This window comes from Shewanella avicenniae (assembly GCF_017354945.1).
GTDB lineage: Bacteria > Pseudomonadota > Gammaproteobacteria > Enterobacterales > Shewanellaceae > Shewanella > Shewanella avicenniae.
Window position 1 is genome coordinate 871,181 of the sequence record NZ_CP071503.1, and the last position, 26,991, is coordinate 898,171.

A 26,991-nucleotide genomic window follows, 5' to 3' on the forward strand; every position below is an offset into this window, starting at 1 on the left:
TTGCATATTCCAAATGCGTATAAAAAAGTAAATTTTATTCTTTTTTAACCGAATTGCTCGGCGCTAAGCTTGCGTGCATATCTATATTTGAAGGCTTAGCTCATGTCTCTTACCGAACTGTCATCACTGACGTCGCCACTGTCTGCCACGCAGATTGAGGCGCTCAAGCAATTTTCGTCACAACTTAGTCCGATTCAGCTGGCATGGGTGAGTGGTTATCTCGCTGCGACAGCCAATGGTGCGTCTGCTCCGCAAGCCGTGACTGCTGAATCCAGCAGCAGCTTAACCATTCTTTATGGCAGTCAAACCGGCAACAGCCGCGGTGTTGCCACTGAGTTAGCCAATCAAGCCAAAGCAGCAGGATTAGCGGTGAACTTAGTGTCGATGGGCGACTACAACAGCCGTAACCTGAAACAAGAAAGCGTATTGGCGATTGTGGTGAGTACCCAAGGCGAAGGTGAAGCGCCTGACGACGCAATTGAGTTACACAAGTTTTTAGCCTCAAAACGTGCGCCGAAACTGGACGGGGTGCGCTATGCGGTATTGAGCTTAGGCGATTCATCCTATGAATTTTTCTGCCAAACCGGCAAAGAGTTTGACGAGCGGTTAGCCAAGCTGGGTGCTAAGCCATTGTTGCCGCGAGTCGATTGCGATCTGGACTACCAAGTCGCCAGTGAAAGCTGGCAGAGCGAAGTGATTGCAGCGGCTAAGCCGTTATTAGCGCAATCGAGCCATGCAAGTGCGGCATCGCCTTCGGTGCCGTTTGCCCAAACCGCGCAACAATATAGTAAGCAGCAGCCCTATACGGCAGAAATTATTGTCAGCCAAAAACTTACCAGCCGTGATTCAGCTAAAGATACCCGCCATGTGGAAATCGATTTGGGGGATTCTGGCATTAGCTATCAACCGGGTGATGCGTTGGGCGTATATTTTAGTAACGATGCCACACTGGTCGATTCGCTGTTAGCCGCATGGCAGTTGGAGGGTGAGGCTGCGGTAACGGTAGCCAAAGAAACTTTCAGCCTGAAACAAGCGCTGCTGGAGAAAAAAGAGTTAACCCAATTATACCCAGGCTTAGTGAAATTCTGGGCTGAGCAGTCGCAAGCAGCTGAACTGTTGGCGATAGTGGAAGATAAGGCGCAAACCCGCGAATTTGTGCGGGGTCATCAAGTGGCCGATCTGCAACAACTGTATCCACTCAGCAATATCGATGCGCAAACCTTAGTGGATGCACTGCGTCCATTAACACCACGCTTGTACTCCATCGCCTCTGCGCAAGCTGAAGTCGACACTGAGGTGCATCTGACCGTTGGCTTAGTCGCCGATGAACGCAACGGCGAAATCCGTTATGGCGGTGCCTCGCACTTCCTCGCTCATGCCGAAGAGGGCGCAAGCGTTAAGGTTTATGTGGAAAGTAACAAACACTTCCGTTTGCCAGAAAACCCACAAACGCCGGTGATCATGATTGGCCCCGGCACAGGTGTTGCGCCGTTCCGAGCCTTTATGCAGCAACGTGCTAGCCAACAGGCATCAAGCAAAAATTGGCTGATCTTTGGTAATCCGCATTTTGAGCAAGATTTTCTCTATCAGACCGAGTGGCAGCAGTACCTGAAATCGGGCGTGCTGTCGAAAATCTCGCTGGCGTTTTCGCGCGATCAGCAAGAAAAAATTTACGTGCAACATCGCATCAAACAGCAAGGGGCAGAGCTGTGGCAATGGCTGCAACAGGGGGCACACTTATACCTGTGTGGCGATGCCGAACGGATGGCCAAAGATGTGCAGCAAGCGCTGGTGGACGTGGTGGCTGAGTTTGGTGAGATGACCGCTGCCGCCGCAAGTGACTGGTTAGATCAACTGCGTGCCGCTGGCCGCTTCCAGAAAGATGTTTACTAAGTTGGCGCCACGATAGCCAACCTGATAGCCGAATAAAGAGAGTAAGTGATGAGTGAGCAAAAATTAGCGGCAAACGAATATATCAAGGCGCGTAGTCGTCATCTGCGTGGCACCATTGAACAAGGATTAGCCGATCCTGTCACTGGGGCGATCAGTGACGATGATACCCAAGTGCTCAAGTTTCACGGTACCTACATGCAGGATGACCGTGACGTACGTAACGAGCGTAAAGAGCAAAAGCTAGAGCCTTTATATAGCTTTATGTTGCGTGCGCGGGTGCCGGGCGGCGTCTGTAGCGCTAAACAGTGGTTGGCGGTGGACGATATTTCGCGTCAATTAACCACTTCGAACAGCATCCGCTTGACCACCCGACAAACTTTTCAATATCACGGGATTCCAAAGCGTAATTTGAAAGCGCTGGTGCAGAGTTTAGATCGCGCGGCGTTGGATGCGATCGCCGCTTGTGGTGACGTCAACCGCAACGTGATGTGTAACCCCAACCCAGTTCAATCTGAGCTGCATACCGAAGTGTATGAAATAGCAAAACATCTGTCGGAGCACCTGCTGCCACACACCCAAGCCTATGCGGAAATCTGGCTGGATAAAGAAAAGTTGCTCAGCACTGAAGAGGAAGTCGAGCCGATTTACGGTGATACCTACCTGCCACGTAAATTCAAAATGGCAGTGGCGATTCCACCGGATAATGATGTTGACGTCTACACCAACGACTTTGGCTTAATCGCTATCGAAGAAAACGGCCAACTGGTGGGCTTTAATTTGACCGCAGGCGGCGGCATGGGCTCAACTCATGGTGAAGTGGAGACCTTCCCGCGTCTGGCGGATGACTTTGGCTTTATCAATAAAGAAGATGTCATCAAGTTTGCCGAAGCTGTGGTAACTACCCAGCGTGACTGGGGTAACCGCGTTAACCGTAAGCGTGCGCGTTTGAAATACACAATTGTTGACCACGGCTATGATGCGTTTAAAGCGGAATTGGAAAAACGTGCTGGGGTGAAATTTCAACCGAAACGTGAAGTGGTGCTGCAAGACCGTGGTGACCGTTTCGGCTGGGTCAAAGGCATTGATGATCAATGGCATCTGACTTTATTTATCGAATGTGGTCGCATTAAAGATGAGCCGGGCAAAATGTTACAAACCGGCCTGCGCGAAATTGCCAAAGTACACCAAGGTGATTTCCGTATGACCGCCAACCAGAATATGATCATCGCTGGTGTGCCTGAGTCAGAAAAAGCACGCATTGAAGGGTTGGCGCGGCAATATGGTTTCCTCGGTGATGTGATTACCACCACCCGTGAACACTCGATTGCTTGTGTGGCACTGCCAACTTGCCCATTAGCGATGGCCGAAGCGGAGCGCTACTTCCCAGAATTCATCACTAAGATTGATGAGTTGCAAGCCAAACATGGCATCAGCGAGCAGCCGATTGTAGTGCGGATGACAGGTTGCCCGAACGGTTGCGCGCGCCCATTTGCAGCCGAAATTGGCTTAGTGGGTAAAGCACCCGGACGTTACAATCTCTATTTAGGCGCCAGTTTTGAAGGCACACGGCTGAACAAGATGGTGCGCGAAAATATTCAGGAAGCCGAAATCCTCGCGGAGCTGGATGGCCTCTTTAGTCGCTATGCGGTTGAACGTAATGCGGCCGAGAGTTTTGGTGACTTTGTCGTACGCGTTGGCGTAGTCAAAGCAGTAATCGATGCTGCTAAGGATTTTCATGGCTAATGCATCACCGCTCAATCGCGCGGATTTAACGGCGTTACTGCAGCAAGATGAATCACAGCAAGCCGCTCGCTTGGCTGAGGTTAACCAATACCTCGAACAGTTGAGCGCGGCGCAACGGGTTGAATGGGGCTTGGCAATGCTGCCAGGCACTCATGCGTTATCGTCAAGTTTTGGTATTCAGGCGGCAGTGATGCTGCATTTAGTCAGCCGTGCTAAAGCGGATATTCCGGTAATTTTGACCGACACCGGTTATCTGTTTCCGGAAACCTATCGGTTTATCGATGAGTTGACCGAGCGGCTGCAGCTGAATCTCAAAATCTATCGTTCAGAACTGACGCCTGCTTGGCAAGAAGCGCGTTTTGGTCAGTTGTGGCAGCAAGGTGCTGAAGGGCTTGCACGCTACAATCGGCTTAACAAAGTTGAACCTATGAAACGGGCACTTGATGAATTGCAGGTAGGCAGCTGGTTTGCGGGGTTACGTCGCAGCCAATCGTCGACTCGTGAGGCGTTACCGATTTTGGCTATTCACGGTGAGCGTTATAAGCTGCTGCCCATCATCGATTGGAACGATCGTGATGTGCATATGTACCTGACCGAACATCAGCTACCTTATCACCCATTGTGGTATCAAAACTATGTGTCAGTGGGCGACACCCATTCGAGCAAACCATTAGCACCGGGCATGCTGGAAGAGGAAACCCGTTTTAATGGCATTAAGCGCGAATGTGGCCTGCATGATGAGATTTAACTATTGTGTAGCTGAAGAATTTTAACTAATTGAATTTATTTGTTATTTTAAGATATGCTCAAAAAACACACAAAATTATTCACAGCGATGCGATCTGCGTTATACTCGTAAATCCCTTCAGGGAAAATGGTTGTTGTTGCTGTATCAGACGCTTCATTTGAGTGTTGGCCCTCGGCAGGCAGCGGTGTTGCAGCGACCATTAGCGGTGACAATAACGCTCTGTTGAGCAGTGACTGCACGCTTTGATTGACTTGTTAGCGCAGCGTCAAAGCTTCTTCTCCTATCCCGGATAGCATATGCGAGTCCGGGATTCTTCATTTAAGTGCTAGATGGTTTTGTCCTATGTCTAGCCGTTGGTTATGTGCGCGATAGTGCTGCAAGGCGCTCAGCAGTTGCGACCAGTCCACTCGTCCATCACTTTGAATTTCAATGTCGGGCTTAGTGCCAATACCTGACAATAGATTGCCGTGACGATCATAAGCCAGCGAGGCGCTGAATTGCACATTAAGACCGCTGGCGGGCAGGCGAAACTGCAGTTGTCGGCCAAAATCACCTAAGGTTTTGCTGCCCAACAGTAAGGTATGAGGCCAAGAAGCCGCTGTATGGACCAGCCATTCACACTCGTGGCGACATTGTGGCCCAATCAGTAGTATCAGCTGCTGCGGCTCGGTTGTTTGATTGTTACCTTCATTGAGTTGCTCACTATTCACTAGCGGTTGCCGCGCAAACCATTCGCTGAGTTCACTGTGTTGATTCTGCATCAGTTGGCTTTTTACTGTAGGAAATAAACTAAAGCGTGCCAAAGGTTGGTAGCCAAACGGGCTTAAAAAATCATTACGCAATTGCGGTTGGCGTTTATAACGGCCAAAGCCCGATGGCTGGCTACTCGGGTTTTCATAACGTGCTGCCAACAGCCGTAACAAGCTGCTGTTACTGCCATCAGCTTGACGCAGATCCAGTACTAAAATCTCGGCATTCAGTGCTTTTTGTAGATCGAGCCGAAGTTGTTTGTTAACCGCAAATGAGTCTAAATCATCATTTCGCAGCAATTGTACATTCGCTGCTAATAGCCGCCAGCGATTCATCGCAAAGCTGCTGCTCTGCGGTACCTCTACCAGCGGCATATTGACTGAAACGGGGGCAATCTCATCATTGGTAAGGGTCAGTCGCACGGTATCGTGAGCCGCAAGCCCCATTATCTGCCGCAACAAGACGGTTTGAGCCATCAGATTGGCTAAGCGTTGCGGTCGTTCCGCGCCGACGGCGAGCAGTTGTGTTGCAGTGTGTTGCCAACGCTGAATCGGAATGCCATCAATATGGCTGACAAACGGATGTTCACGATCAAATGGTTGTGATTGGTCGTTGAGTGCCAGCCAGCGTTGTCCCATAGGTTTAAGGCTAAGCGGCAGTTGCGACTCTCGTGGCCACGGGAAAATAGTTGCACCAGGATCGTCGAGCAGAGCAAGGAGCTTGGCGACTTCAAGGCTAAATTGCTGCCGAGTGAGCTGGGTTGGGTAGCGCTGTACTAACGCTGACATCGCTTGAGCAATCGTGAGCTTTAATTGCGGCCGCAATACAGTAAACGCACTGTAACGTTCGAGTTCGAGTTGTAGCCGAGCGAGATCCTGCTGCAACTGGGTGTTGGTCAAAATATCGCGTTGGGTTGGGTCTTCAATGGCAAAGCGGGCAAGCTGAAGTGCGCTGACCAGCAGCGCAATCCAAAACAGATAGAGAATGACTCGAAAGCCGCCCGTGAACACCTATCTCTCACCCTATAATAAATCGTTTAATGCAAAGCCAAGGCCGATACGTTGTGTGTGCACATTGTAGTCGATGAGGCTTTCGCCATAGCCATTAAAGTATTGTGCATACAGGCGTAAATTCCCCAATATCGGATAACTCCACGTCAGTTGCAATGCACCGCGATTTTCACTGCGCAGGTTATTGCGCAGCATCACACTAAAGCGGTGGCGATCGAGACCATACAGTGCGGTTAGCTCAAGATTGCCCATGTAGCGGTTGATGTCTGGGTTATCGTCACCACTGCTGTCGTAGATGTCCTCTTTTTCACTTTCGGGAATACGCCACCAGGCTTTAACAGAAAAGGCCAATGGACCGCTGTCAAAAATCATGTTGCCGTAGATGCGGTTCCAGCTGCGCGACAGCGTGCCAGAGCGGCCATTGGATTGATGGACTACCCCAAAACCCCACAGCGAATTGGTAAAGTCACCAATTTGCCAATCATTATTGAACACCATAAAAAACTCGGGTTCATGGTTTGTCTCGCGAAATGGTGACGAGATATCTTTGTTGTACACCTGCCACCAAGATTGGTTGGTATAGGCGAAAAACAGGTGGCCATTGTCGCCAAACACATTGTAAGCCAGCGGAAACTTAAAGCTGATTTGGAATTTAGCTTCGGTGTGATCGAGCGAATAACCATCTTGTGCCATCTCAGTGGCAAATGGCGCTTCATTGACGGAAGTGCTGTAGGTCGCGGGCAGAAAATAATTCACTTTATGTGGGGTAAGCACAAAGGGGTTGTCACTGGCCTTAAGTTCATCCTCGACCCGCTTTTCCAATAGTGAAGGTTGTTTGGCGGGCTGTGCTGTTTGTTCAGCAGCGGCTAGGCATGGGCTAACGAAACAATAGCTTGATAAGGCTGCGGCGATAAATGCCGTAAATCTGCAGTGCATAAACTAGTAACTCCCTTTTTAGTCAATCACTTGAATTTAGTTGCTTGATTCGATAGGCGGATAAGATTGCCGCAGAAATCATGACATATCCGCTGTTCAATGCCTAATCTTCCGTGTCAGTGTCTGCCGTGCAAACGCTTGGTACTGATGAACCTATCTACAGCTTGTGTTTGCCTTATCGTTTATAGTTATAAAAACTAATTAATTTATATTTATAAATGCTTAAATCCGTCGCTATAGTGCAGTCTCTGCTCATGGGGAGATTTTGGTATGGCGTTGCTGCATCTGTCAGACAATCAGGTAAAAGGTAAGGTGTATCTACTGGGTTCTGGCCCAGGCGATGCGGATCTGCTGACAGTCAAAGCGTGGCGACTGCTAAAAACGGCCGATGTGGTGTTATATGACGCCTTGGTGAGCGACGAGATTCTCGCCTTAATCCCTGCGAGTGCGGAGAAGATTAAGGTCGGTAAGCGTGCTGGCAAACACAGTGCTGCGCAGGCAGAAATTAATCAGTTGCTGGTCACCAAAGCGTTTACCCGGTCACGGGTCATACGGCTCAAAGGCGGTGATCCGTTTATTTTTGGCCGTGGTGGCGAAGAACTGCAGGCATTAGTGGCAGCCAATATCGAATTTGAAGTGGTGCCCGGTATTACTGCGGCATCTGGTGCTTCTGCCTATGCTGGTATTCCATTGACCCATCGTGATTTTGTCCGCTCAGTAACCTTTATCACCGGACATTGCCAAAAGAACGGTGAGCCAGTGGATTGGCATTACTATGCGCAAGCCGATAACACCCTAGTGGTGTATATGGGCATTATCAATGCGGCGACGATTCAGCAAGGTTTGCTGGCGGCGGGGCGCAGTGCCAATACACCAGTCGCGATCATCGCCAAAGCCAGTACCTCGCAACAGCGCAGTTTTATTGGCACCTTGGGCACTCTTGCTGAACTGGCGCAAACGCCAGAGCTGCAAATGCCTGCGTTGATTATCATCGGCGAGGTGGTATCTCTGTCGGCAGAGCTAAATTGGTTTGAACAACAGTTAAGTGCCGCACCGTTAGCACAACTGCAAGAAAACTAAGGTACTCCGCCAGTTGGGCTTGGATTTAACTGGCTTTTGTTCTGTTGGCTTTGGTTTAACAGGCTTTGCTTCAACTGATCGTAAAGTCTTTGGCAAACATCGCACGCATTGCGCTGAGATAAGCATCATCAATCTTAGGCGTGACTAGCGCGGCTAACTCTTCACCGACCGGACTTAAGCGGTAGTAGTTAAACAGTAAATATCCAGACTTAGGTTTAACTGTAACTGTGTTGTGTGGAAAATGCAGTTCTAGCGGCGTTTGGGCTGCCAATAATCCGGTCTCAAATTCACCGCGATGCAGTAAGCCTGCGTCCACTAAGGTCAGCAGATTTGAATAGGGCAAACCAAAATTGGATAAGCCTAAATTCACATGGTTCTGCTTGCGAAAATAGTGGCCTAATCCCCCCGATACTCGATAGCCACTGATCAGCTTGAGCCGTGATTCTTGGTTGATTTTAACCGCCATTCCCAGTGCCTTTTCCAGAATATGTGATTCTTTTAAGGTAAGTTTGGTTAAGGTTTCCAAGGTGCGCAGGCTGAAGTTTCCCGGTTGCACAATTTCACTGGCGAGTATCCGAGCCCACAGATCTTGCATCGTATGATTGTGGATCTGTTCTGCCATCGAAAAAAACTGATGGGTCCAATCTGCATCTAAATCTACCCCGGCGACATCTGATGGTGTGTAACTCAAGGTCATGGCGTAGATATTTTCTAGATTGCGTTGGTATTGCTCTAGCTGCTTACGTAGGCGCATCTCGGCCCGTTCGAGCACGCTGGCGTTGGCAGGTAAATACTCCGCTTCTGAAGCCAACCCCAATAATCTTCCTAGCCTTAATACCTTTTTGCGGGCGGACATCTCCGTATGGTTCTGCACTTGGGCGGTATGTTCCAAGGTTTTGCCGTTATCGCTCATAGGTTGCGCTTCTCATCCTGAATGTCGCTTTTTTATGCAATGAATTTAGCCAGTTGTCTAGCCTAATCATGCATTAGAGCGGCGCGTGATTGTGCCGTTTTTTGTACTGGAGTGTTTATTTAGCATTTTGTGAACTGCACTGAAATTCAGGGGATTGGTCGCGATTGTCGACAATGCCCGTGATCTGTTTCATGTAATTTGTGGCATGATACTCCTACCATACCATTCGCTAACATTTTGAACACTCAGGGGTTAAAGTGACTAACACACTGATTTTATACTCCACCGTCCACGGACAGACACTGAAAATCTGCAACACTATTGCCGAGCAATTGCGTCAGCATGGTGAGCAAGTGACGATGGCTGCCATTACTGAAGCGCCAGCGTTGGCGTCATTCGATAAAGTGTTGATTGGTGCCAGTATTCGCCATGGCAAGCACAGATCTAATGTGTATGATTTTATTCGCGAACATCAAGCCGAGCTCGATGCCAAAATTAGCGGCTTCTTTTCGGTGAGTTTGGTAGCGCGTAAACCGGCGAAAAACACGCCCGAAACCAATCCTTACATGCAGGCCTTTTTAGAAAAATCTGGCTGGAAACCCAAATTGATGGCGGTGTTTGGCGGTAACTTGAATTATCAAGGTTATGGCGCCATGGACCGTAACATCATTCGCTTTATCATGTGGATCACCAAAGGCCCAACCGATCCAAATACCTGTGTTGAGTTCACTGATTGGCAAAAAGTGCAGGCATTTACTGAGCAGTTTGCGGCAGCGTAGGAGCGCATCATGAAACGGCTGGTTGATTTATTACTGCAGTCGCTACATCTGCTATTGATGTTGCTGTGTGCGTTTTTGCTGATTGGCAGTTCCAACCTGATGCTGCTGCGTAGCATTCCGCCCACCGCAGGGTTTTGGGATTTATCCCATGTTTGGTTGGGCTTACTGGCGGCGGTTTTGGGGGTGTTGTTTCTCGGTAAACTCTGCGTGCATGGCCGTTGGCGCTTGTATTTTCCGTGGTTAGTGTTGCAGTGGCGGCCGATTGTTGCTGACATCAAAGGCCTTTGCAAAGGCAAAATCCCTTCTGCGGGGGGCGCTGGGCTGTTCAGTTTAATTGAAGGCATCACCGTATTGTCTCTGGTGACGACGGGGATTACTGGCGCAATGTGGTTTGTCACCCAAGGCAGTGCTGATGCCGCAAGTTGGCGTTTATGGCATCATTCGGCGGCTCATTGGTTTATCGGGCTGATGATTGTGCATGTGGTGTGTGCGCTGAGCCATCTGATTGATATGATTCGTGATTAGACAGCAATTAGCTACCTGCCAATGAGCTAACCAAGTACACACTCAATTACCAGACAACTGCCGCCGCATAATTTTACCCACATTATTTAGCGGCAATTCGGTATCAAATTGCAGCACTTTGGGGATTTTATAGGGCGCGAGTTGCTCTTCACACAGCTGCTGCAATGCTGCTTCAATTTCATGAATATTGCGAGTCTGTGGTGCCAGCACAATACGGGCTTGCACTTGCTCACCAGTGCGTTCGTGCGGCACACCAAATACAGCCGCTTGAACGACCTCGGGATGGCTGTTCAACACAGCTTCAACCTCAGTCGGGTAGACGTTCACGCCTGAGACAATAATGATCTCTTTCTTGCGATCGACAATAACAAGATTACCCGCGTCATCTGCTCGGACAATATCCCCGGTACGGAAATAACCATCTTCAGTGAATGCCGCTTCATTTTCTTCCGCTTGTCGCCAGTAACCTTGCATCAACTGTGGCCCTTTTACTAACAACTCACCCGCTGCGCCGTTGGCTACTGGCTGGTCGTTGTCATCCACAATACGAATTTCGGTCTCTGCTAACGGTGTGCCGACACTTAGCGGCAATTGTTCACCGTAGAGATTGATACTGACGACGGGGGAAGTTTCCGTCAGGCCGTAGCCTTGGCTGATGGCGCAGCCGGTACATTTGTACCATTGCTTGGCGGCAACCTCAGTCAAACTGGTTGCGCCCGCGATGGTCAGTTTTAAGCGACTAAAATCCAACTCTTGAAACTTGGGATGATGACACAGCAAGCTAAACAGGCCGCTAATACCAGCGAAGGTGGTGGCCGGACGCTGCGTCCAAGCTTCTATCATCTCATCTAAACTGCGAGCGATAGGCAACAAGGTTGCGCTGGCACCATGTGCGAAGTAAAGCAAGTGCACCATAAATGAGTAGACATGGTAGATCGGCAGCGGCGATAGCAGCTGTTCTTCACCGTCTTGAATATAGCGCTGCAAACGCTCATAACACTGCGTCATATTGGCCAATAGATTGCGATGGCTAAGCATTGCCCCTTTGTTAACACCTGTAGTGCCGCCAGTGTATTGCAATAATGCCAAGGCATCACTTTCAATGACGGGCGCCGTAAATGTTAACGCTCTGCCCGCAGCAATCACTTGATTAAATTCAACATTCTTTAAAGCGGTTCGAGGCTGTGGCACAGGCTTCAGCAGGTCATTTAGGTGGGTAGAGATAATGGTGGTAAGCGGTGTGCTTTTACTCACCTTGGCTAACGTAGGCAACAGATCCGAGATCACCACCAAGGCCTGTACTTCGGCATCATTAAACTGCGCCACTAATTCACTTTCTGTGTATTGCGGGTTGGTATTGACTAACACCAGCCCAGCACGCAAAGCGCCAAAGCCACAGATGATGTATTGCAGACAGTTGGGCAGTTGCAGTGCGATTCTATCTCCCGGCTTGAGTGGCGAGTTGTGCTGTAGCCACGCCGCAAACGCTCGCGAATCTTGCTCCAATTGATTGAATGACAGCTTGACGCCACGACAACTAAACGCGGTGTTGTCAGCAAATCGAAAACACACTAGTTCAATCAACTGTGCCAGCGATGTTGCCGGAGATTTTGGGGTGGCTGACTGCTGTAATGGCGGTGTTGTCATAAGAATACTGGACTACTCAAGTTGCGTTAAATTTACGTCACTGATTGAGCCAAAACAATGCGCTCCATTTACAGAGAATAGAGTTTTTTTAAGAATTTAGCATCGAACTTTTGGCTGATGAATCCGCATTACGTTAATCATTTCTGTCGTTATGTATATTAGAAAGCAGTTAAATAAAGTTAACAAACGGCATTTTGTAGCAATTGTTAAAAATGTGTATTTTCTAATCTATTGGAGAATTAATGACTATTAGGTTGTGGAACTTAGTAGTTATTAAATATAACAATAAATTTTAGTCTAATTATTAAATATTCATTATTAGGTGTTTTGATTATTTTGGGTTGATGTTATTTTTATGTTGCCATTATTGGATTTTGGTGTGATTTTGATCACCGTAAAGACGAGGTGGGGCAAGAGAGTCAGCAGTAATGACCTTGCACAACAATAAAAACATAGCGAGACACAGAGAATGAAGAAACAACATAAGAACACGAATGCATGGATGATGAGCAGCATCAGTTTGGCTGTTTCTATGGCCTTGGCTGCCCCTGTTTTAGCTGAGGAAGATGCGGCAGCAAGCAGCACAGTGGCAACATCAAGCGTTGAACGTATCGCGGTCGTCGGTTCACGCGCAGCACCACGTTCAGTAGGTGAGTCACCTGTACCGGTCGACATCATCGGCAATGAAGAGTTCACCAAGAACGGCGCCACAGATATGAACGATCTGATGGGCAAAGTAGTGCCGTCTTACAACGTTAACGCGCAACCTATCAGTGACGCAGCAACCTTAGTACGTCCTGCTAACATGCGTGGCTTAGCGCCTGACCACACGCTGGTTTTGGTTAACGGCAAGCGTCGTCATCGTGCATCAGTAATCGCCTTCCAAGGCGGTGGTGTATCTGACGGTGCTCAAGGTCCAGATATTTCGGTTATTCCAGCAATTGCCCTGAAACAAGTAGAAGTGTTGCGCGATGGCGCAGCGGCACAATACGGTTCAGACGCTATTGCTGGGGTGATCAACTTCCAATTGAAAGATGCGGCTGAAGGCGGTGAAGTTGAACTGCGCGGCGGTCAATTTTACGAAGGCGATGGTGGCATGGGCCAGATCGCTGCGAACGTTGGCTTTGCTTTGACTGACGCTGGCTTTGCGAACCTGAGTGTGGAATACAAAGCCCAAGGCGACACCAGCCGCAGCGTGCAACGTGATGATGCACAAGGGCTGATCGATGGCGGCAATTTAGATGTGCCAACACCCGCGCAAGTTTGGGGTACGCCAGAAACTAAAGGCGACTTCAAATTCTTCTTCAACTCAGGTTTAGACCTGAACGAGCACAACAAACTGTATCTGTTTGGTAACTGGGCGCGTCGTGATGTAGAAGGTGGATTCTACTATCGTAACCCTGAAAACCGCAGTGGCGTTTACAGCAATGACGGTGGTGTTACCCCGCTGATCGGCGATTTGACTGGCGATATGTCAGGCGGCTGTGAAGGCATGAGCATCGCAGAAGCTGCCGCATCAGATGTGTGCTACTCATTTACTGAAATGTTCCCAGGCGGCTTTACACCACGCTTCGGTGGTGTGGTAAAAGACTCGTCATTCGTTGTGGGCTTGAAAGGTGAGCTGTCAACGGATTGGAGCTACGATGCTGCCTTCTCTTACGGTAACAACGACTCTGATTTCTATATCAAAAACACAGTCAACGCCTCATTAGGCCCAGATTCACCAAACGACTTTGATCCTGGTCGTTATGTGGAAACTGAGCACGGCGTGAACGTGGATTTTGATTACTTTGGTATCGAAACATGGAACATCGCCATGGGCGTTGAATTCCGTCGTGAAACATTTGAAATCTACAACGGTGACCAAGCCTCATTTGAAATTGGCCCATTGGCTTCTCAAGGCTTTGGTATCGGTTCAAACGGCTTCCCTGGCTTCAAACCAGAAGATGCGGGTAGCTGGAGCCGTGAAAACTACGCAGTTTACGTAGACGTTGAGAAAGAAGTTTCTCAAGACCTGTTGGTAACCGCTGCGGTACGTTTCGAAGACTATGATGACTTCGGTTCTACCACCAACGGTAAACTGTCAGCCATCTGGACTGTGAACGAATATTTCTCACTGCGTGGTGCTGCCAGCACGGGTTTCCGTGCGCCAACCGTAGGTCAAAACAACGTTCGTAACGTATCGACCTCGTTTGGTCCTAACGGATTGCAAGACCAAGCAACTCTGCCGCCTACTAACCCAATTTCAGTACAAAAAGGTGGTAAGCCGCTTGATCCTGAAACTTCGGTTAACTTGTCTGTCGGCGGTGTGTTGAATGTTAACGACTTCTTCCTGACCCTTGACTACTTCAACATCAAGTTGAAAGACCGTATTTCGCAAACGTCTGCATTGCAGCTGAGCGAAGCTGACAAAGAAGCCTTGATTGCACAAGGTATTCTGGATGCGAGCAGCTATTCAGCGGTGCGTTACTTCACTAACGACTTTGATACTACCACTCAAGGTATCGACTTAGTGATGAGCTATGCACCTGATTGGTTAGACGGTAGCAACTTCTCGTTGGCTTACAACTGGACTGAAACCACTGTTGATGACTTCAACCCTGATAACATCAGCGATGCCAAAGTGAAAGCGTTGGAAGAAGCGATTCCACACCACAAAGGCTCACTGACTTGGACCCAAGAAGTGACAGCCAATCTGCGTTCAATGGTACGTGTGAACTACTATGGCGCATACTGGGAAAACCACTTGGATTCAGATGGCGATCTGCCAATTGACGTATCAAGTGCGTTCACAGTCGATGCTGAACTGGGTTATGAGTTTGACGATTCATGGAGCATCTCTGTGGGTGCGCAAAACCTGTTTGATACTTACCCAGATGACAACCCATGGGGCGGTATCGCGGGTGCTAAGTACCCAGTAACATCGCCATACGGCTTTAACGGCGGTTACTACTACGGCCGTATTAACTACAAATTTTAACCATCCTTGACGTGGTTGTTGGGCAATAGACTCAGTCTATTGCCCTTTTTTATTTATCCGGCTGAATCGGCTATTCAAAGCGTGAATGGCTTTACGTTATAGTGCTTAAAACGCTTGAATGAACTAACAACAAAGGAAAGAGCATGAGTTGGAGCATGTGGCTGGGATTATTGGCAATTTGTGCCCTCGGTGCGATGTCGCCGGGACCAAGCCTTGCAATGGTGGTGCGACATACCTTGGGTGGTGGTCGTAGTCGAGGTATTGTCTGTGCGTGGGCGCATGCATTCGGCATCGGTGTATATGCGCTGATCACCTTACTCGGATTAGCGGCACTGATGGAACACTATCCGCTGGTGTTTAAAACCATCGCGATTGCCGGCGCGCTCTACTTAGCTTGGATGGGCTGGAAGGCGTTGACGGCTCAAGGCGGTATGCAGCAAAAACTCAGTGGTGGAGCGCCTGCATCGCTGTGGGTGGCAGCTCGTGATGGCATTGCGATGTCGGTGCTGAACCCCAAGATTATGTTGTTTTTTACTGCGTTATTTAGCCAATTCGTGCTCGCGGCACAACACAGCGGCGGCAAGAGTTTGATTGTGCTGACGCCACTGATTGTTGATGGTTTGTGGTACACCATCATTGCCATTATGTTGTCGCAGCCTAAGGTGCTGGATAAGTTGCGCGACAAAGCCTCGCTTATCGACAAATTGACTGGTGGCGTCTTATTGCTGCTTGCGGTGCGAGTGGTGGTCTCACTCTGACGCTTGCCCTAGACGTTGCAATAAAAACTGGCGCAAGGTCTTGATCAGTGGCGACAACTGGCGTCTATCAGGCACTAGCAGATTGAGCGGCGCCAGTTCACCTTGCCATTGGTCGCACAGGGCAACCAATCGTCCAGCGGTAATATCTGCCGCCACATCGAGTAGTGATTTATAGGCAATCCCCACGCCTGCTAAGGCCCAGCGGTGTACCATCTCGCCATCATCGGCACTTCTGTCGCCACTTACCTCGACACTCAACACCTCGCCATCGCGGCTAAATTGCCAACGGTTATGCAGTCTGTCGGCCAGCATAAAGCACAGGCAATTGTGCTGGCTTAGCGTCTGTGGCGAGGTCGGCGCACCGTGACGCGCAATATACTCAGGTGAGGCACACAACACCCGTCGGTTGTCCGCCACTAATGGCAGCGAAATCAGATTCGAATCTGGCGGTACACCATAGCGGATCAACAGATCTAACGGTTGCCGATAAAGATTACTGAGATGATCGCTGATTTGCAGTTTGAGATTCACCTTCGGATAAAGCTGCAAGAATTCATCCAGCAGTTGCATAAACAGATGTCGGCCTAAGTCTGAGGGGAGCGATAAATGCAGTTGCCCTTGCAGATGGGTTTGCTGTGAATGCAGTCGGGCTTCAGCCGCTTCGAGGGTGGCCAACGCTTGTTCGCATTGCTGCAAATACAGCTCACCTTGCGGGGTCAAACGCAAGTTGCGCGTTGAGCGAACAAACAGCGCTGTTCCCAACTGCTGTTCCACACGTTTGATGGCGGCGCTGATTGCTGCGGGGGTCATATCCATTGAACGTGCGACGTTCGATAAACTGCCTTGACGTGCAGTTTCCAACAGTATCTGCAAATCTTGTAGTCCTTTGAGCATAGGTGTCTTTAGTTGGCTATTTTCAAAAAATATTTGAAACTATTATTTAATTTTAGTGGTTTTTCAAGCCTAAAAAGCTCGCTACATTAACAGCATATTTTGCAACCTGAGTTCGGAACGATGAAAGCTATCGGTTACCAACAGGCTCATGCGTTAGGGGCGGCCAACAGTCTGGTGGATATTGAGTTACCCACTCCCAGCCCTGCTACGCACGATATTCTGGTAAAAGTCAGTGCCATTTCTGTAAACCCCGTGGATACCAAAATCCGCACCAATGCCAGTGCTGAGGCTGGAAGCTATAAAGTGCTCGGTTGGGACGCGGTCGGCACCGTGACGGCGGTTGGTAGCGAGGTTAGCTTGTTTAGTGTGGGCGATAGAGTGTGGTATGCCGGTGACTTAACCCGCCCAGGCAGCAATGCGGAATATCAATTGGTCGATGAGCGTATTGCGGCTGCAGCGCCAACCAGTTTATCTGACGCAGAAGCTGCTGCACTGCCGCTGACTACCTTGACTGCGTGGGAGTTGTTGTTTGATCGGTTGCAGCTGAGCGACGATGAATCGGCGAAAAGCATCCTTGTGGTCGGCGCTGCGGGTGGCGTTGGCTCGATTCTGGTGCAGTTGGCGAAAAAACTGAGCAAGATTACCGTGATTGCGACCGCTGGACGTGAAGCCTCGAAACAGTGGTTGCTCGAATTGGGTGCTGACCATGTGATTGACCATCATCAGGATTTCACGCCGCAACTGCAGGTACTTGGGATTGATGGCGTTAACTATGTGGCGTCGTTAAACAATACCGATGAGCATATAGCGCGGATTGTGGATGCGTTAAAACCGCAAGGCAAACTGGCGTTAATTGATGACCCACAAATGTTTGATATCAAACTGCTGAAGCGCAAAAGTTTGTCGCTGCATTGGGAATTCATGTACACCCGCTCGATGTTCGCCACCGAAGATATGCAGCGCCAGCATGAGATTTTAGCTGCCACAGCGAAATTGGTCGATGAGGGGCAGATCCGTACTACCGTGGCAGAGCAATTTGGTACCATCAATGCGGCCAATATTCTCAAAGCGCATCACTTGCTTGAGTCCCATCAAGCGCGCGGAAAGATTGTGTTAAACGGTTTTTAAGCAGACCGTAACTGCTTTACTCTTTATATAAATTCCAACAAGCAAAAAGGGGCGATTAGCCCCTTTTTTTATGCGCGTGTGGTAGGCATTTATGGTTGAAAATGTTGCACGCTGTTGTCTGCTTCTGGTGCTGCATCAGTCGCAGCGGGAGCAGGCGGATTAGCAATATGGTCTTCCAGATTATCCTGCAGCATTTCACGGTATTCGTTAGAAAACCAGTCTAATGCGCTGTCTTTTTCGTTAGCCAAATCAGAAGATTTGATGGCAGCTTCAAATGCATTATATCGCGCTGCAGCAAAGCGCAGTGCGGTGCCCACTTTACCTACATCTTGTTCCGCTTGGCTTAATTCATTCGCCAGCGCAATAAATTGATCGGCCAGTTCAAAAATCGTGGTGGCTTTATTGGCGTCTGTCATCGGTCCGCTCTCTTATGGTGAATGTAAAAAATCGAGCAATTCTACTGCAATCTGTGGCAGTTCTCAGCAGATATTTTAGCGTCAGCTGATGTGTGTTAAAGCTTACCTGTGGCGTACTGCGCTTCGCCCATGCCAAAGCTCCAATCTTCACGTTCATTGGTAAAGAATGAGATCATCAGATCTTCACCTCGAATGCCACATTGTTGCGCGAGTTCCGCCGCAAGACGCTGCATAAACAGATGTTTTTGCTCTTGTGGGCGCGGGCTGGTGAAAACACGCAGCACCGTCATTTGGCGTGAACGTTCAAAGCCAAGGCCGGTGTCTTCAATCACCATCAAACCCGCTTTATGTTCATTGACGATTTGGTAGCGATCCCGTGCCGGCACCTTAAAGACTTCCAGTACAACTTGATGGGCGCAATCGAGCATCGTGCGTAGATCACTGACGTTTTGTCCTTCCACCACATCAAACACTAACAACGGCATCTTAATATTCCTTGCTTCACTTAAAAATGCATTGTACGGCTCACATTCGTGAGATGCACGCGCTGCAGCGATGAATCTTGGGACTTGTATCAAAAGCTTTGCATCTCTAAGCTACGGCTAACTGAATGAATGCTTGGACAAAAAAACATCATGCAACAATGGGCCGACTTTATTGCCGCAGAGCAGAAGCAAGCTTACTACCAACAACTCAGCGCTTTCGTCGCTAATGAACGCGCCAGTGGCAAGGCGATTTATCCGCCTGAAGATGAGGTGTTTCGCGCCTTTGAGTTAACGCCGCTCGATCAAGTGCGTGTGGTGTTGCTTGGTCAAGATCCGTATCACGGCCCAAATCAAGCGCATGGTCTGTGTTTTTCAGTTAAGCCCGGCATTAAGGCGCCGCCCTCGTTAGCGAATATGTATAAAGAGTTAGCGACCGATATTGCGGGGTTTCAAATCCCTGAGCATGGCTTTTTAGAAAGCTGGGCCAAGCAGGGCATATTGATGCTCAACACGGTGCTGACGGTCGAACAAGGGCAAGCCAATTCGCATGCGAAAGCCGGCTGGGAAACTTTTACTGATCATGTGATTGAGCTGCTAAATGCCCATCCTTCACCTAAAATCTTTGTGTTGTGGGGCGGCCATGCGCAGAAGAAAGGTAAGCGTTTAGATGGCACGCGTCACCGTATTATCAGCGGTCCGCACCCATCGCCATTGTCGGCGTATCGCGGCTTTTTTGGCTGTCAGCATTTTTCTGAAATTAATCGCCAACTGATGGCGTGGAATCAAGCGCCAATCGACTGGCAGCCACAACTGGCTTGAGTTTTCCTACGCTGAAATAAGGAGCTGAGCATGGCCACAGTATTGATTACCGGTGTGGGCAAGCGCTTAGGTTTGGCACTGGCGCACGCCTTGTTGGATGACGGTTACAAGGTGATAGGTACCTACCGCAGTGACTATCCTTCGCTGCAAGGCTTGCGTGAAAAAGGCGCAAGCCTATACCAACTCGATCTGCTGGATGATGCGGCGCTCAATCAATTGATCAGTGACATTACTCAACAACATAAAACTCTGCGCGCCATAGTGCACAATGCGTCTGATTGGCTGTCGGAAAAATCGGCCGCGCCAGCGGAAGTATTTGACGCCATGCTGGGGATTCATGCGCGGGTGCCTTATCTGCTGAATCTCGCACTAGCGCCCTTGTTACAACAGGGCGCAACAGCCAGCAGCGATATCATTCATGTCACCGATTATGTGGCGCAAAAAGGCAGTGCCAAGCATCTGGCTTATGCGGCCAGCAAAGCCGCGCTGGAAAATCTTACCCAATCGTTTGCTGCCAAATTAGCGCCGCAAGTGAAAGTGAACAGCATCGCCCCGGCGTTAATGCTGTTTAATGAACTGGATGATGCTGACTATCGCGACAAAACCCTCAGTAAAGCCTTGCTGCCGAAAGAGGGCGGGGAGCAGGAGTTTATCGAAGCCGTGCGCTATCTGTTTGCCAGTGGTTATATGACCGGGCAATCGCTGCATCTTGATGGTGGTCGCGCCTTAAAATGAGCCGTTATGAACAGTAAACGAGGCCGTATCGACCGGTTTCTGGCGAGTCGATTGCAAATTCCCGCCAAGCAAGCGCAGCTGTTAATTCGCCAAGGTGAGGTGCTGCTGGACGGGCAAGCGTGCAGCGCTGTCGATCGCATCATCAATGAATTCACTCGAATTGAATGCCAAGGGCAACTGCTGCAAGCGTTAACGCCAGCCTATTGGATGTTGCATAAACCCGCCGGTGTAGTCAGTGCCACTACGGATGCAGCGCATCAAACGGTGCTGAGTTTACTGCCTGATGAGGCTCAAACGCAGCAGCTCCATATTGCCGGCCGGTTAGATAAACAGACCACCGGCTTGTTGTTACTGACTAACGATGCGCGCTGGAGTGAGGCGATTTCGCAGCCCTCTGCTAATAAGTACAAACACTACCGCGTGACCTTGCAGAATCCGCTAACAGAGGCGTATGTGGCGGCCTTTGCCCAAGGTTTTTACTTTGATTATGAAGGGATTACCACAGCGCCAGCGCAATTGAATATCATCTCGGATTATGTGGCGGATGTGATACTCACTGAAGGGAAGTACCATCAGATCAAGCGGATGTTTGGCCGTTTTCGTAACCCAGTCGTAGCGCTGCATCGTTATCAAGTGGGGCAAATCGTGCTGGATGACGGTTTAGCACTGGGGCAATGTCGTCCATTAACGGCGGAAGAAATTGCTTCTGTTGCAGAAAATAGCGAGCCAAACTAGGTTTGGCTATTGGTCTAGGGTTGGCTATCGGTCATTACTTTGCTGCGTTTTTGGCTTGATTCAGTTTGGCGAGACCTGAAAACAATCCCCAAAAGAACAGCCCAATACAGGCGAGAAATATGCCGATACCTACCGGTGAACCCCAACTAAACCATTCGATGTACATACTAAATCCTTTGTCGTGTGTTGGTAACTTATTCATTTGTGCATAAAAAACATGCAACAACACTGACCTATCCGACACCATAGATCAACCTTTTCACTACATCTTTACATCCAGAAGAGGGATAGATGTTTGGTTGTGAACTTTGAAAGCCTAACCAACCGCTACCGCGCTAGTTCAACCGATATAGGAAACAAAGCCGATATTAAAACTTCATTGTTGCTTACCTCGGCTAACTCTCGTTGATAGTCAATGCTAACGATAGCGTTGGCAGCGTAACATCCACTGCCAATTTGAACATTGATGATCGACTCAATTTAGCCAAGCAATTGTAAATTATGATGAAGTTTCGGCCTTTTTCTTGCCTGCAAGTTGCTTTTCAATCGCGATAATCATCTTAGAAGCGATATCTTCATTGGTAGCGGTTTCAATGCCTTCAAGACCCGGCGATGAATTGACCTCAAGCAGCAATGGCCCTTTATTGGAGCGAATTAAATCGACCCCGGCGACTTTAAGATCCATCGCTTTGGCGGCCTTAATGGCAATGCGGCGTTCTTCAGGGGTGATTTTGATTAGTTCTGCACGGCCACCTTGGTGGATGTTAGCGCGGAACTCGCCCGGAGCGGCAACGCGTTGAATTGATGCCACCACTTTGCCATCTACCACAAAGCAGCGCAGATCTTTGCCGCTCGATTCTTTAATAAATTCCTGCACCAGAATGTTGGCGTTGAGGCTTTTGAACGCGTTGATCACGCTCTCTGCGGCCTTGCGGGTTTCTGCCAGAACCACGCCTTTACCCTGAGTACCTTCCAGTAACTTGATGATCAGCGGTGCGCCACCCACCATATTAATCAAATCGCCAGTATCTAGTGGTGAATTAGCAAAACCAGTGGTGGGAATATCTAGGCCGTTATCCAGCAGCAATTGCAGGGCGCGCAACTTATCGCGTGACTGGGCAATGGCGGTTGAGCTGTTTAAACAGTAGATACCCAAAGATTCAAACTGGCGCAGTAGGGTACAGGCATAAAAGGTCATGCTGGGACGAATGCGCGGGATCACCGCGTCCAACTCATTGAGCACTAAGCCGCCGCGATAGTGGATCTCTGGGCGGGTCGCATCGAGTTTCATGTAGCAGTTTTTGATATTAAAAAACTGAATTTCATGGCCACGGCTTTCCGCTGCTTCAATAATACGGCGGTTGCTGTAAAGGTTTGGGTTGCTGGCCAGTAAGCCAATTTTCAGCCCTGTGGTGCGGATCTCTGGCGCGCGGTAAAGGGTTGCCAATTGATCTGACAAGCGCTCACCCAACAGGCAGTGCCCTGCGGGATCGACCAAGGTGCGACCATGCATCGCTTCACGCCCGAGCAGCATGCGATAACCCATGCTGTCACGGTTGGTGAGGGTGACTTCCACATCCCACAGTTGTTCACCCATTGCCAATGGCACACGGATCACTAAGCGCTTTTCGCGGTCGCCGCTAGAGCTCTTGATGATGCGTTGATCGATCACTTTTGCTTCGCAATGAACCGTAACTTTGCGGTTGTCTTGAATGGGGTGTACCTCAAACGAGACCCATGCTTCGCCATTACGGGAGAACGGCTGAATATTGATGGCGTGCAAAGATGAGGTTTTTGCGCCGGAATCCACGCGTGCCTTAATGGCAGGAATGTTAAGCGAGGGAAACGCGCACCACTCATCGCTGCCGATCACAATTTTCGGCTCAATGCTCTGTTTCATGTTTTGTAAATGCTCTGAATAGTGAGGATGGAACATCCTGAAGAAATCAAAATGCTGGCTACTACAAGCATAGTCGCCGATTGGCGTGCTTTATAGCCGAAAACCTTTACTTGGCAAAGCGATTTATGGCGCCGCCATCAAAAATTCATCTTCGCTGCACAAATTTCGAGAGAGTGTGGCCGGCAACAGAATTCGATGCGGCTGTTTGCCGGTGTGCCGCCATTGAGCGCGCGTAAAAAAACAAAAGGCACGTGTAAGTGCCTTTTGAACGGGGATGTGGGCTGCGAGCGCTGGCCGACTATTGCTCAGGATCGTAATCCAGCACGGGGGCGAGCCATTTCTCGGTTTCAACAATGCTCATGCCTTTACGGCGGGCATAATCTTCTACCTGATCGCGGCCAATATTGGTTATACCAAAGTAGCGCGATTGCGGATGGGCAAAGTACCAACCAGACACTGCTGCGGTCGGGTACATCGCAAAGCTCTCGGTGATATTGAGATCGATGCACTCGTTCGGTTTCAGCAAGTCCCACAGCAAGCCTTTTTCGGTGTGATCTGGGCAAGCTGGGTAGCCAGGTGCAGGACGAATGCCTTTGTATTTCTCGCGGATCAGCGCTTCGTTATCCAAGTTCTCATCGGCGGCATAACCCCAAAACTCTTTACGCACCCGTTCGTGCATCCGCTCAGCAAAGGCTTCTGCCAAACGATCCGCCAAACACTTGAGCATGATGGCACTGTAGTCGTCGTGTGCTGCTTCAAAACGCTCAAGATGGGCATCAATGCCGTGGCCAGCGGTCACTGCAAAGCCGCCCATGTAATCGGAAACGCCGGTTTCTTTTGGCGCAACAAAGTCCGACAAACAGAAGTTGTGGTTGCCGACCCGTTCAATCTGCATCCGCAGATGGTGGGTGGTCATCAACACCTCGCTGCGGCTGTCATCGGTGTAGAGTTCGATGTCATCATAGTTGACGCTGTTGGCCGGGAACAAGCCGATGACTGCTTTGGCGGTGAGCCATTTTTCGTCGATGATTTTTTGCAGCATCGCTTTGCCGTCGGCGAATACTTTCTGCGCTTCTTCACCCACGATCTTGTCTTCCAAAATCTCAGGATAGTGGCCGTGCAGTTCCCAGGCGCGGAAGAACGGTGTCCAGTCGATACGATCAACTAAGTCCGTCAGCGGATAATCATCAAACACTTGAATGCCGAGCTGCTTCGGTTTGATCGGCGGATTCGCTACCCAATCGTGGGTCACACGGTTTTCCCGCGCCGCTTCGAGACTGGCGATCTGCTTACGTTTGGTCTGCGACAGGCGTTTTTCACGCATCACCGCATATTCTTGGTAAGTGGCATCGATAGTCGCTTGGCGAGTGTCGTCGTTGATGAGTTTGCTCACCATCGGCACCGCGCGCGATGCGTCGGCAATATAGATCGCACCATGTGGATAGTGCGGGGCAATCTTCACGGCGGTATGGATTTTTGAGCAGGTTGCGCCACCGATAATCGCTGGAATGGTCAGGCCTTCACGCTCAAAGGTTTTAACGTTGTGCACCATCTCATCAAGGCTTGGGGTAATAAGCCCGGACATGCCGATGATGTCGACTTTTTCTTTGCGGGCGGTTTCGACGATCTTTTCTACCGGCACCATCACGCCGAGATCGATCACCTCGTAGCCGTTACAGGCCAGTACCACGCCGACAATGTTTTTGCCGATATCGTGCACGTCACCTTTCACGGTCACCATCAGTACTTTACCGTTGCTTTGGCCTTCGACTTTTTCCGCTTCAATAAACGGGTTAAGGTAGGCCACCGCTTTTTTCATCACGCGGGCGGATTTTACCACTTGCGGCAGGAACATCTTGCCTTCGCCGAACAGATCGCCGACCACGTTCATGCCGTCCATCAACGGCCCTTCAATCACATCCAGTGGCCGGGTGGCGGCTTGGCGCGCTTCTTCAGTGTCTTCGTCGATAAATTCGGTAATGCCTTTGACCAGCGCGTGTTCGAGGCGCTTGTTCACCGGCCAGTGACGCCACTCTTGCTCTTCAGGTTTGGCTGCGCCTGCACCGTTGCCGCGATAGTTTTCAGCAATCTCCAATAACTGTTCGGTGTTGCTGGAATCCGCTACCGGGCAGGGCAGGTTGAGCACTACCGCTTCTACGCGCTCTTTTAATGGCGGGTCGATGTCATCGTAAATCGCCAACTGACCGGCGTTAACAATGCCCATGTCCATTCCCGCTTTAATCGCGTGATAGAGGAACACCGCGTGGATCGCTTCACGCACCGGATTGTTGCCACGGAACGAGAACGACACGTTCGACACGCCACCGGAAATCATCGCGTGCGGCAGCGTGGCTTTAATATCTTTGATGGCTTCGATGAAATCGACGGCGTAGTTGTCGTGCTCGTCGATACCGGTGGCGACAGCGAAAATGTTCGGGTCGAAGATGATGTCTTCCGGCGGAAAGCCGACTTGATCGACCAGAATGCGATAGGCGCGAGTACAGATCTCGGTCTTGCGGGCACGGGTATCTGCTTGGCCGGTTTCATCAAACGCCATGATGATTGCTGCTGCGCCGTAGCGTTTCACTAAGGTGGCTTGCTCGATAAATTTGGCTTCGCCCTCTTTGAGCGAAATCGAGTTAACAATGCCTTTGCCTTGAATACATTTGAGGCCAGCTTCAATCACTTCCCATTTGGAAGAGTCGATCATGATCGGCACTTTGCAGATATCGGGCTCAGAGGCGATAAGGTAGAGGAAGCGGGTCATCACTTCCACGCCATCGAGCATGCCTTCATCCATGTTGATGTCGATGATCTGCGCGCCGCTTTCTACCTGCTCGCGGGCGACATCAAGCGCGGTTTCATAATCGCCTTCTTTGATGAGCCGTAGAAAACGGGCCGAGCCGGTCACGTTGGTACGTTCGCCGACGTTAATAAACAGCGAGTTGCTGTCGATAGTGAGTGGTTCCAAACCGGATAAGCGGCTGGCGACCGGAAGTTCTGGCAGAGCGCGCGGCTGATACTGCTCCACCGCTTCACGAATCGCTTTAATATGTGCTGGCGTGGTGCCGCAGCAGCCGCCAACCAAGTTGAGTAGACCTTCTTTGGCCCATTGACCGATAACCTCGGCCATCTCCTCCGGCGTTTCATCGTAGCCACCAAATTCGTTTGGTAGGCCCGCGTTCGGGTGCGCCGAGACAAAGGTTTCGCTGATGCGCGCCAATTCTTCCACATAGGGGCGCAGCTCTTTTGGCCCTAAGGCGCAGTTCAAACCAAAGGAGAGCGGCTTGATGTGGCGCAGCGAATTATAGAAGGCTTCGGTGGTTTGACCTGTCAGAGTACGGCCAGAGGCATCGGTAATGGTGCCGGAAATCATCACCGGCAGCCTTTGGCCGAGCTTTTCAAACACTGCATCGATGGCGAACAGCGCCGCTTTAGCGTTGAGGGTATCAAAGATGGTTTCCACCATAATGATATCTGCGCCGCCGTTGATCAGCGCTTCAGTGGCTTGGGTGTAAGCAGTCACTAACTCATCAAAGTGGATATTACGAAAACCTGGGTCATTAACATCAGGGCTAATCGAGCAGGTACGGTTGGTCGGACCAAGCACCCCCGCAACATAGCGTGGTATACCGGTGGCTGCGGCCACTTCATCGGCGGCTTGGCGGGCAAGCCTCGCGGCTTCGACGTTAATCTCAGTCACCAGCTCCTGCATGTCGTAATCGGCCATGGCAACCGTGGTGGCGTTGAAGCTGTTGGTTTCGATGATATCGGCACCGGCTTCAAGGTATTGGCGGTGAATGGTCTTAATGATCTCTGGCTGAGTTAACACCAGTAAGTCATTGTTACCTTTTACATCGCAGTGCCAATCCTTAAAGCGCTCGCCACGGTAGTCAGCTTCTTCCAGTTTATAGCCTTGGATCATGGTACCCATCGCGCCATCAATAATCAGGATGCGCTGTGAAAGGGCTGATTCGAGCTGCTGTTGAATCGGCGCTGACGGGGTTTTGCAAGTTGCCATCGTTAAAAACCTTTTCTTCATGCCATGGACACAAATGCCTGCGTTTGCTGTATGATCTAGATCACATTCGGTATACACCGACATTATGGCATCTTA

The 26,991-nt window shown here is 49.9% G+C and carries 22 protein-coding genes and 1 pseudogene; 12 read left to right on the plus strand and 11 right to left on the minus strand.

Translation table 11 applies throughout. The features are described from left to right. The first annotated feature begins 102 nt into the window (after positions 1 to 102). From JYB87_RS03780 to JYB87_RS03790, 3 genes are read left to right on the plus strand one after another with little or no spacing between them, the layout of a single operon-like run. A complete protein-coding gene (locus tag JYB87_RS03780) occupies positions 103 to 1,893 on the plus strand; it encodes an assimilatory sulfite reductase (NADPH) flavoprotein subunit (protein WP_207355585.1) in 1,791 nt (596 codons plus the stop codon). A gap of 48 nt (positions 1,894 to 1,941) precedes the next feature. Continuing rightward, positions 1,942 to 3,636, plus strand: coding sequence for an assimilatory sulfite reductase (NADPH) hemoprotein subunit (cysI, locus tag JYB87_RS03785; RefSeq protein WP_207355586.1), 1,695 nt, complete (start codon positions 1,942 to 1,944; stop codon positions 3,634 to 3,636). Then, a complete protein-coding gene (locus tag JYB87_RS03790) occupies positions 3,629 to 4,384 on the plus strand; it encodes a phosphoadenylyl-sulfate reductase (RefSeq protein WP_207355587.1) in 756 nt (251 codons plus the stop codon). Before cysI ends, JYB87_RS03790 begins: the two co-directional genes overlap by 8 nt. 314 nt (positions 4,385 to 4,698) lie before the next feature. Here JYB87_RS03790 and JYB87_RS03795 read toward each other — a convergent pair whose 3' ends face one another. Continuing rightward, positions 4,699 to 6,144 carry a S41 family peptidase gene (locus tag JYB87_RS03795; RefSeq protein ID WP_207355588.1) on the minus strand — a complete coding sequence of 482 codons (1,446 nt, stop codon included), beginning with the start codon at positions 6,142 to 6,144 and terminating at the stop codon, positions 4,699 to 4,701. A 12-nt stretch (positions 6,145 to 6,156) separates the two neighbouring features. After that, positions 6,157 to 7,080, minus strand: a complete 924-nt coding sequence (locus JYB87_RS03800; protein ID WP_207355589.1) for a phospholipase A — start codon at positions 7,078 to 7,080, stop codon at positions 6,157 to 6,159. Positions 7,081 to 7,350: 270 nt separating this feature from the next. Here JYB87_RS03800 and cobA point away from each other — a divergent pair, with 270 nt between their 5' ends. Next, complete coding sequence (gene cobA, locus JYB87_RS03805; protein WP_207355590.1) at positions 7,351 to 8,160, plus strand: uroporphyrinogen-III C-methyltransferase; 810 nt, start codon at positions 7,351 to 7,353, stop codon at positions 8,158 to 8,160. 70 nt (positions 8,161 to 8,230) lie between these two features. On the opposite strand, the gene JYB87_RS03810 is transcribed toward cobA, so the two are convergent. After that, on the minus strand, positions 8,231 to 9,073 hold the full coding sequence (locus JYB87_RS03810) for a TIGR03899 family protein (protein WP_207355591.1): 843 nt from the start codon (positions 9,071 to 9,073) through the stop codon (positions 8,231 to 8,233). A gap of 257 nt (positions 9,074 to 9,330) precedes the next feature. On the opposite strand from JYB87_RS03810, the gene hemG reads away from it, so the two are divergent. Together hemG and JYB87_RS03820 are read left to right on the plus strand one after the other, a co-directional pair. Further along, positions 9,331 to 9,852 carry a menaquinone-dependent protoporphyrinogen IX dehydrogenase gene (gene hemG / locus JYB87_RS03815; protein WP_207355592.1) on the plus strand — a complete coding sequence of 174 codons (522 nt, stop codon included), beginning with the start codon at positions 9,331 to 9,333 and terminating at the stop codon, positions 9,850 to 9,852. A 9-nt stretch (positions 9,853 to 9,861) separates the two neighbouring features. Next, positions 9,862 to 10,377 (plus strand): cytochrome b/b6 domain-containing protein, encoded by a 516-nt coding sequence (locus JYB87_RS03820; protein ID WP_207355593.1) that lies wholly within the window; start codon positions 9,862 to 9,864, stop codon positions 10,375 to 10,377. 42 nt (positions 10,378 to 10,419) lie between these two features. Here JYB87_RS03820 and JYB87_RS03825 read toward each other — a convergent pair whose 3' ends face one another. After that, on the minus strand, positions 10,420 to 12,024 hold the full coding sequence (locus JYB87_RS03825) for a long-chain-fatty-acid--CoA ligase (protein ID WP_207355594.1): 1,605 nt from the start codon (positions 12,022 to 12,024) through the stop codon (positions 10,420 to 10,422). A gap of 469 nt (positions 12,025 to 12,493) precedes the next feature. Between JYB87_RS03825 and JYB87_RS03830 the strand changes: the two genes are divergently transcribed. Then, on the plus strand, positions 12,494 to 15,004 hold the full coding sequence (locus JYB87_RS03830) for a TonB-dependent receptor plug domain-containing protein (protein WP_228729938.1): 2,511 nt from the start codon (positions 12,494 to 12,496) through the stop codon (positions 15,002 to 15,004). Positions 15,005 to 15,147: 143 nt separating this feature from the next. Further along, positions 15,148 to 15,762: a LysE family translocator gene (locus tag JYB87_RS03835; RefSeq protein WP_207355595.1), complete on the plus strand. Its 615-nt coding sequence runs from the start codon at positions 15,148 to 15,150 to the stop codon at positions 15,760 to 15,762. On the opposite strand, the gene JYB87_RS03840 is transcribed toward JYB87_RS03835, so the two are convergent. After that, positions 15,754 to 16,656 carry a LysR family transcriptional regulator gene (locus JYB87_RS03840; protein ID WP_207355596.1) on the minus strand — a complete coding sequence of 301 codons (903 nt, stop codon included), beginning with the start codon at positions 16,654 to 16,656 and terminating at the stop codon, positions 15,754 to 15,756. The two genes, JYB87_RS03835 and JYB87_RS03840, sit on opposite strands and share 9 nt — an antisense overlap. 120 nt (positions 16,657 to 16,776) lie before the next feature. Here JYB87_RS03840 and JYB87_RS03845 point away from each other — a divergent pair, with 120 nt between their 5' ends. Beyond that, complete coding sequence (locus JYB87_RS03845) at positions 16,777 to 17,784, plus strand: zinc-binding alcohol dehydrogenase family protein (RefSeq protein ID WP_207355597.1); 1,008 nt, start codon at positions 16,777 to 16,779, stop codon at positions 17,782 to 17,784. An 89-nt stretch (positions 17,785 to 17,873) separates the two neighbouring features. Here JYB87_RS03845 and JYB87_RS03850 read toward each other — a convergent pair whose 3' ends face one another. Beyond that, on the minus strand, positions 17,874 to 18,200 hold the full coding sequence (locus JYB87_RS03850) for a DUF3144 domain-containing protein (protein WP_207355598.1): 327 nt from the start codon (positions 18,198 to 18,200) through the stop codon (positions 17,874 to 17,876). A 95-nt stretch (positions 18,201 to 18,295) separates the two neighbouring features. After that, the gene (locus JYB87_RS03855) at positions 18,296 to 18,685 is read right to left on the minus strand and encodes a tautomerase family protein (RefSeq protein WP_207355599.1); all 390 of its coding nucleotides are present in this window, start codon (positions 18,683 to 18,685) and stop codon (positions 18,296 to 18,298) included. Between the two features lie 150 nt (positions 18,686 to 18,835). On the opposite strand from JYB87_RS03855, the gene ung reads away from it, so the two are divergent. From ung to JYB87_RS03870, 3 genes are read left to right on the plus strand one after another with little or no spacing between them, the layout of a single operon-like run. Continuing rightward, positions 18,836 to 19,504, plus strand: coding sequence for a uracil-DNA glycosylase (ung, locus tag JYB87_RS03860; RefSeq protein ID WP_207356585.1), 669 nt, complete (start codon positions 18,836 to 18,838; stop codon positions 19,502 to 19,504). 30 nt (positions 19,505 to 19,534) lie between these two features. After that, positions 19,535 to 20,239 (plus strand): dihydromonapterin reductase, encoded by a 705-nt coding sequence (gene folM / locus JYB87_RS03865; protein ID WP_207355600.1) that lies wholly within the window; start codon positions 19,535 to 19,537, stop codon positions 20,237 to 20,239. Positions 20,240 to 20,245: 6 nt separating this feature from the next. After that, complete coding sequence (locus JYB87_RS03870) at positions 20,246 to 20,974, plus strand: 16S rRNA pseudouridine(516) synthase (RefSeq protein WP_207355601.1); 729 nt, start codon at positions 20,246 to 20,248, stop codon at positions 20,972 to 20,974. Between the two features lie 34 nt (positions 20,975 to 21,008). On the opposite strand, the gene JYB87_RS18785 is transcribed toward JYB87_RS03870, so the two are convergent. From JYB87_RS18785 to metH, 4 genes and pseudogenes are all read right to left on the minus strand, one after another. After that, positions 21,009 to 21,140 (minus strand): hypothetical protein, encoded by a 132-nt coding sequence (locus JYB87_RS18785; RefSeq protein ID WP_267459562.1) that lies wholly within the window; start codon positions 21,138 to 21,140, stop codon positions 21,009 to 21,011. Positions 21,141 to 21,473: 333 nt separating this feature from the next. Beyond that, the gene (gene rimK, locus JYB87_RS18635) at positions 21,474 to 22,379 is read right to left on the minus strand and encodes a 30S ribosomal protein S6--L-glutamate ligase (RefSeq protein WP_228729986.1); all 906 of its coding nucleotides are present in this window, start codon (positions 22,377 to 22,379) and stop codon (positions 21,474 to 21,476) included. A gap of 132 nt (positions 22,380 to 22,511) precedes the next feature. After that, positions 22,512 to 22,910, minus strand: a pseudogene (locus JYB87_RS18640) (ATP-dependent zinc protease family protein); the annotation flags it as partial. A 262-nt stretch (positions 22,911 to 23,172) separates the two neighbouring features. Next, the gene (gene metH / locus JYB87_RS03880) at positions 23,173 to 26,895 is read right to left on the minus strand and encodes a methionine synthase (protein ID WP_207355603.1); all 3,723 of its coding nucleotides are present in this window, start codon (positions 26,893 to 26,895) and stop codon (positions 23,173 to 23,175) included. Between the last annotated feature and the right edge of the window lie 96 nt (positions 26,896 to 26,991).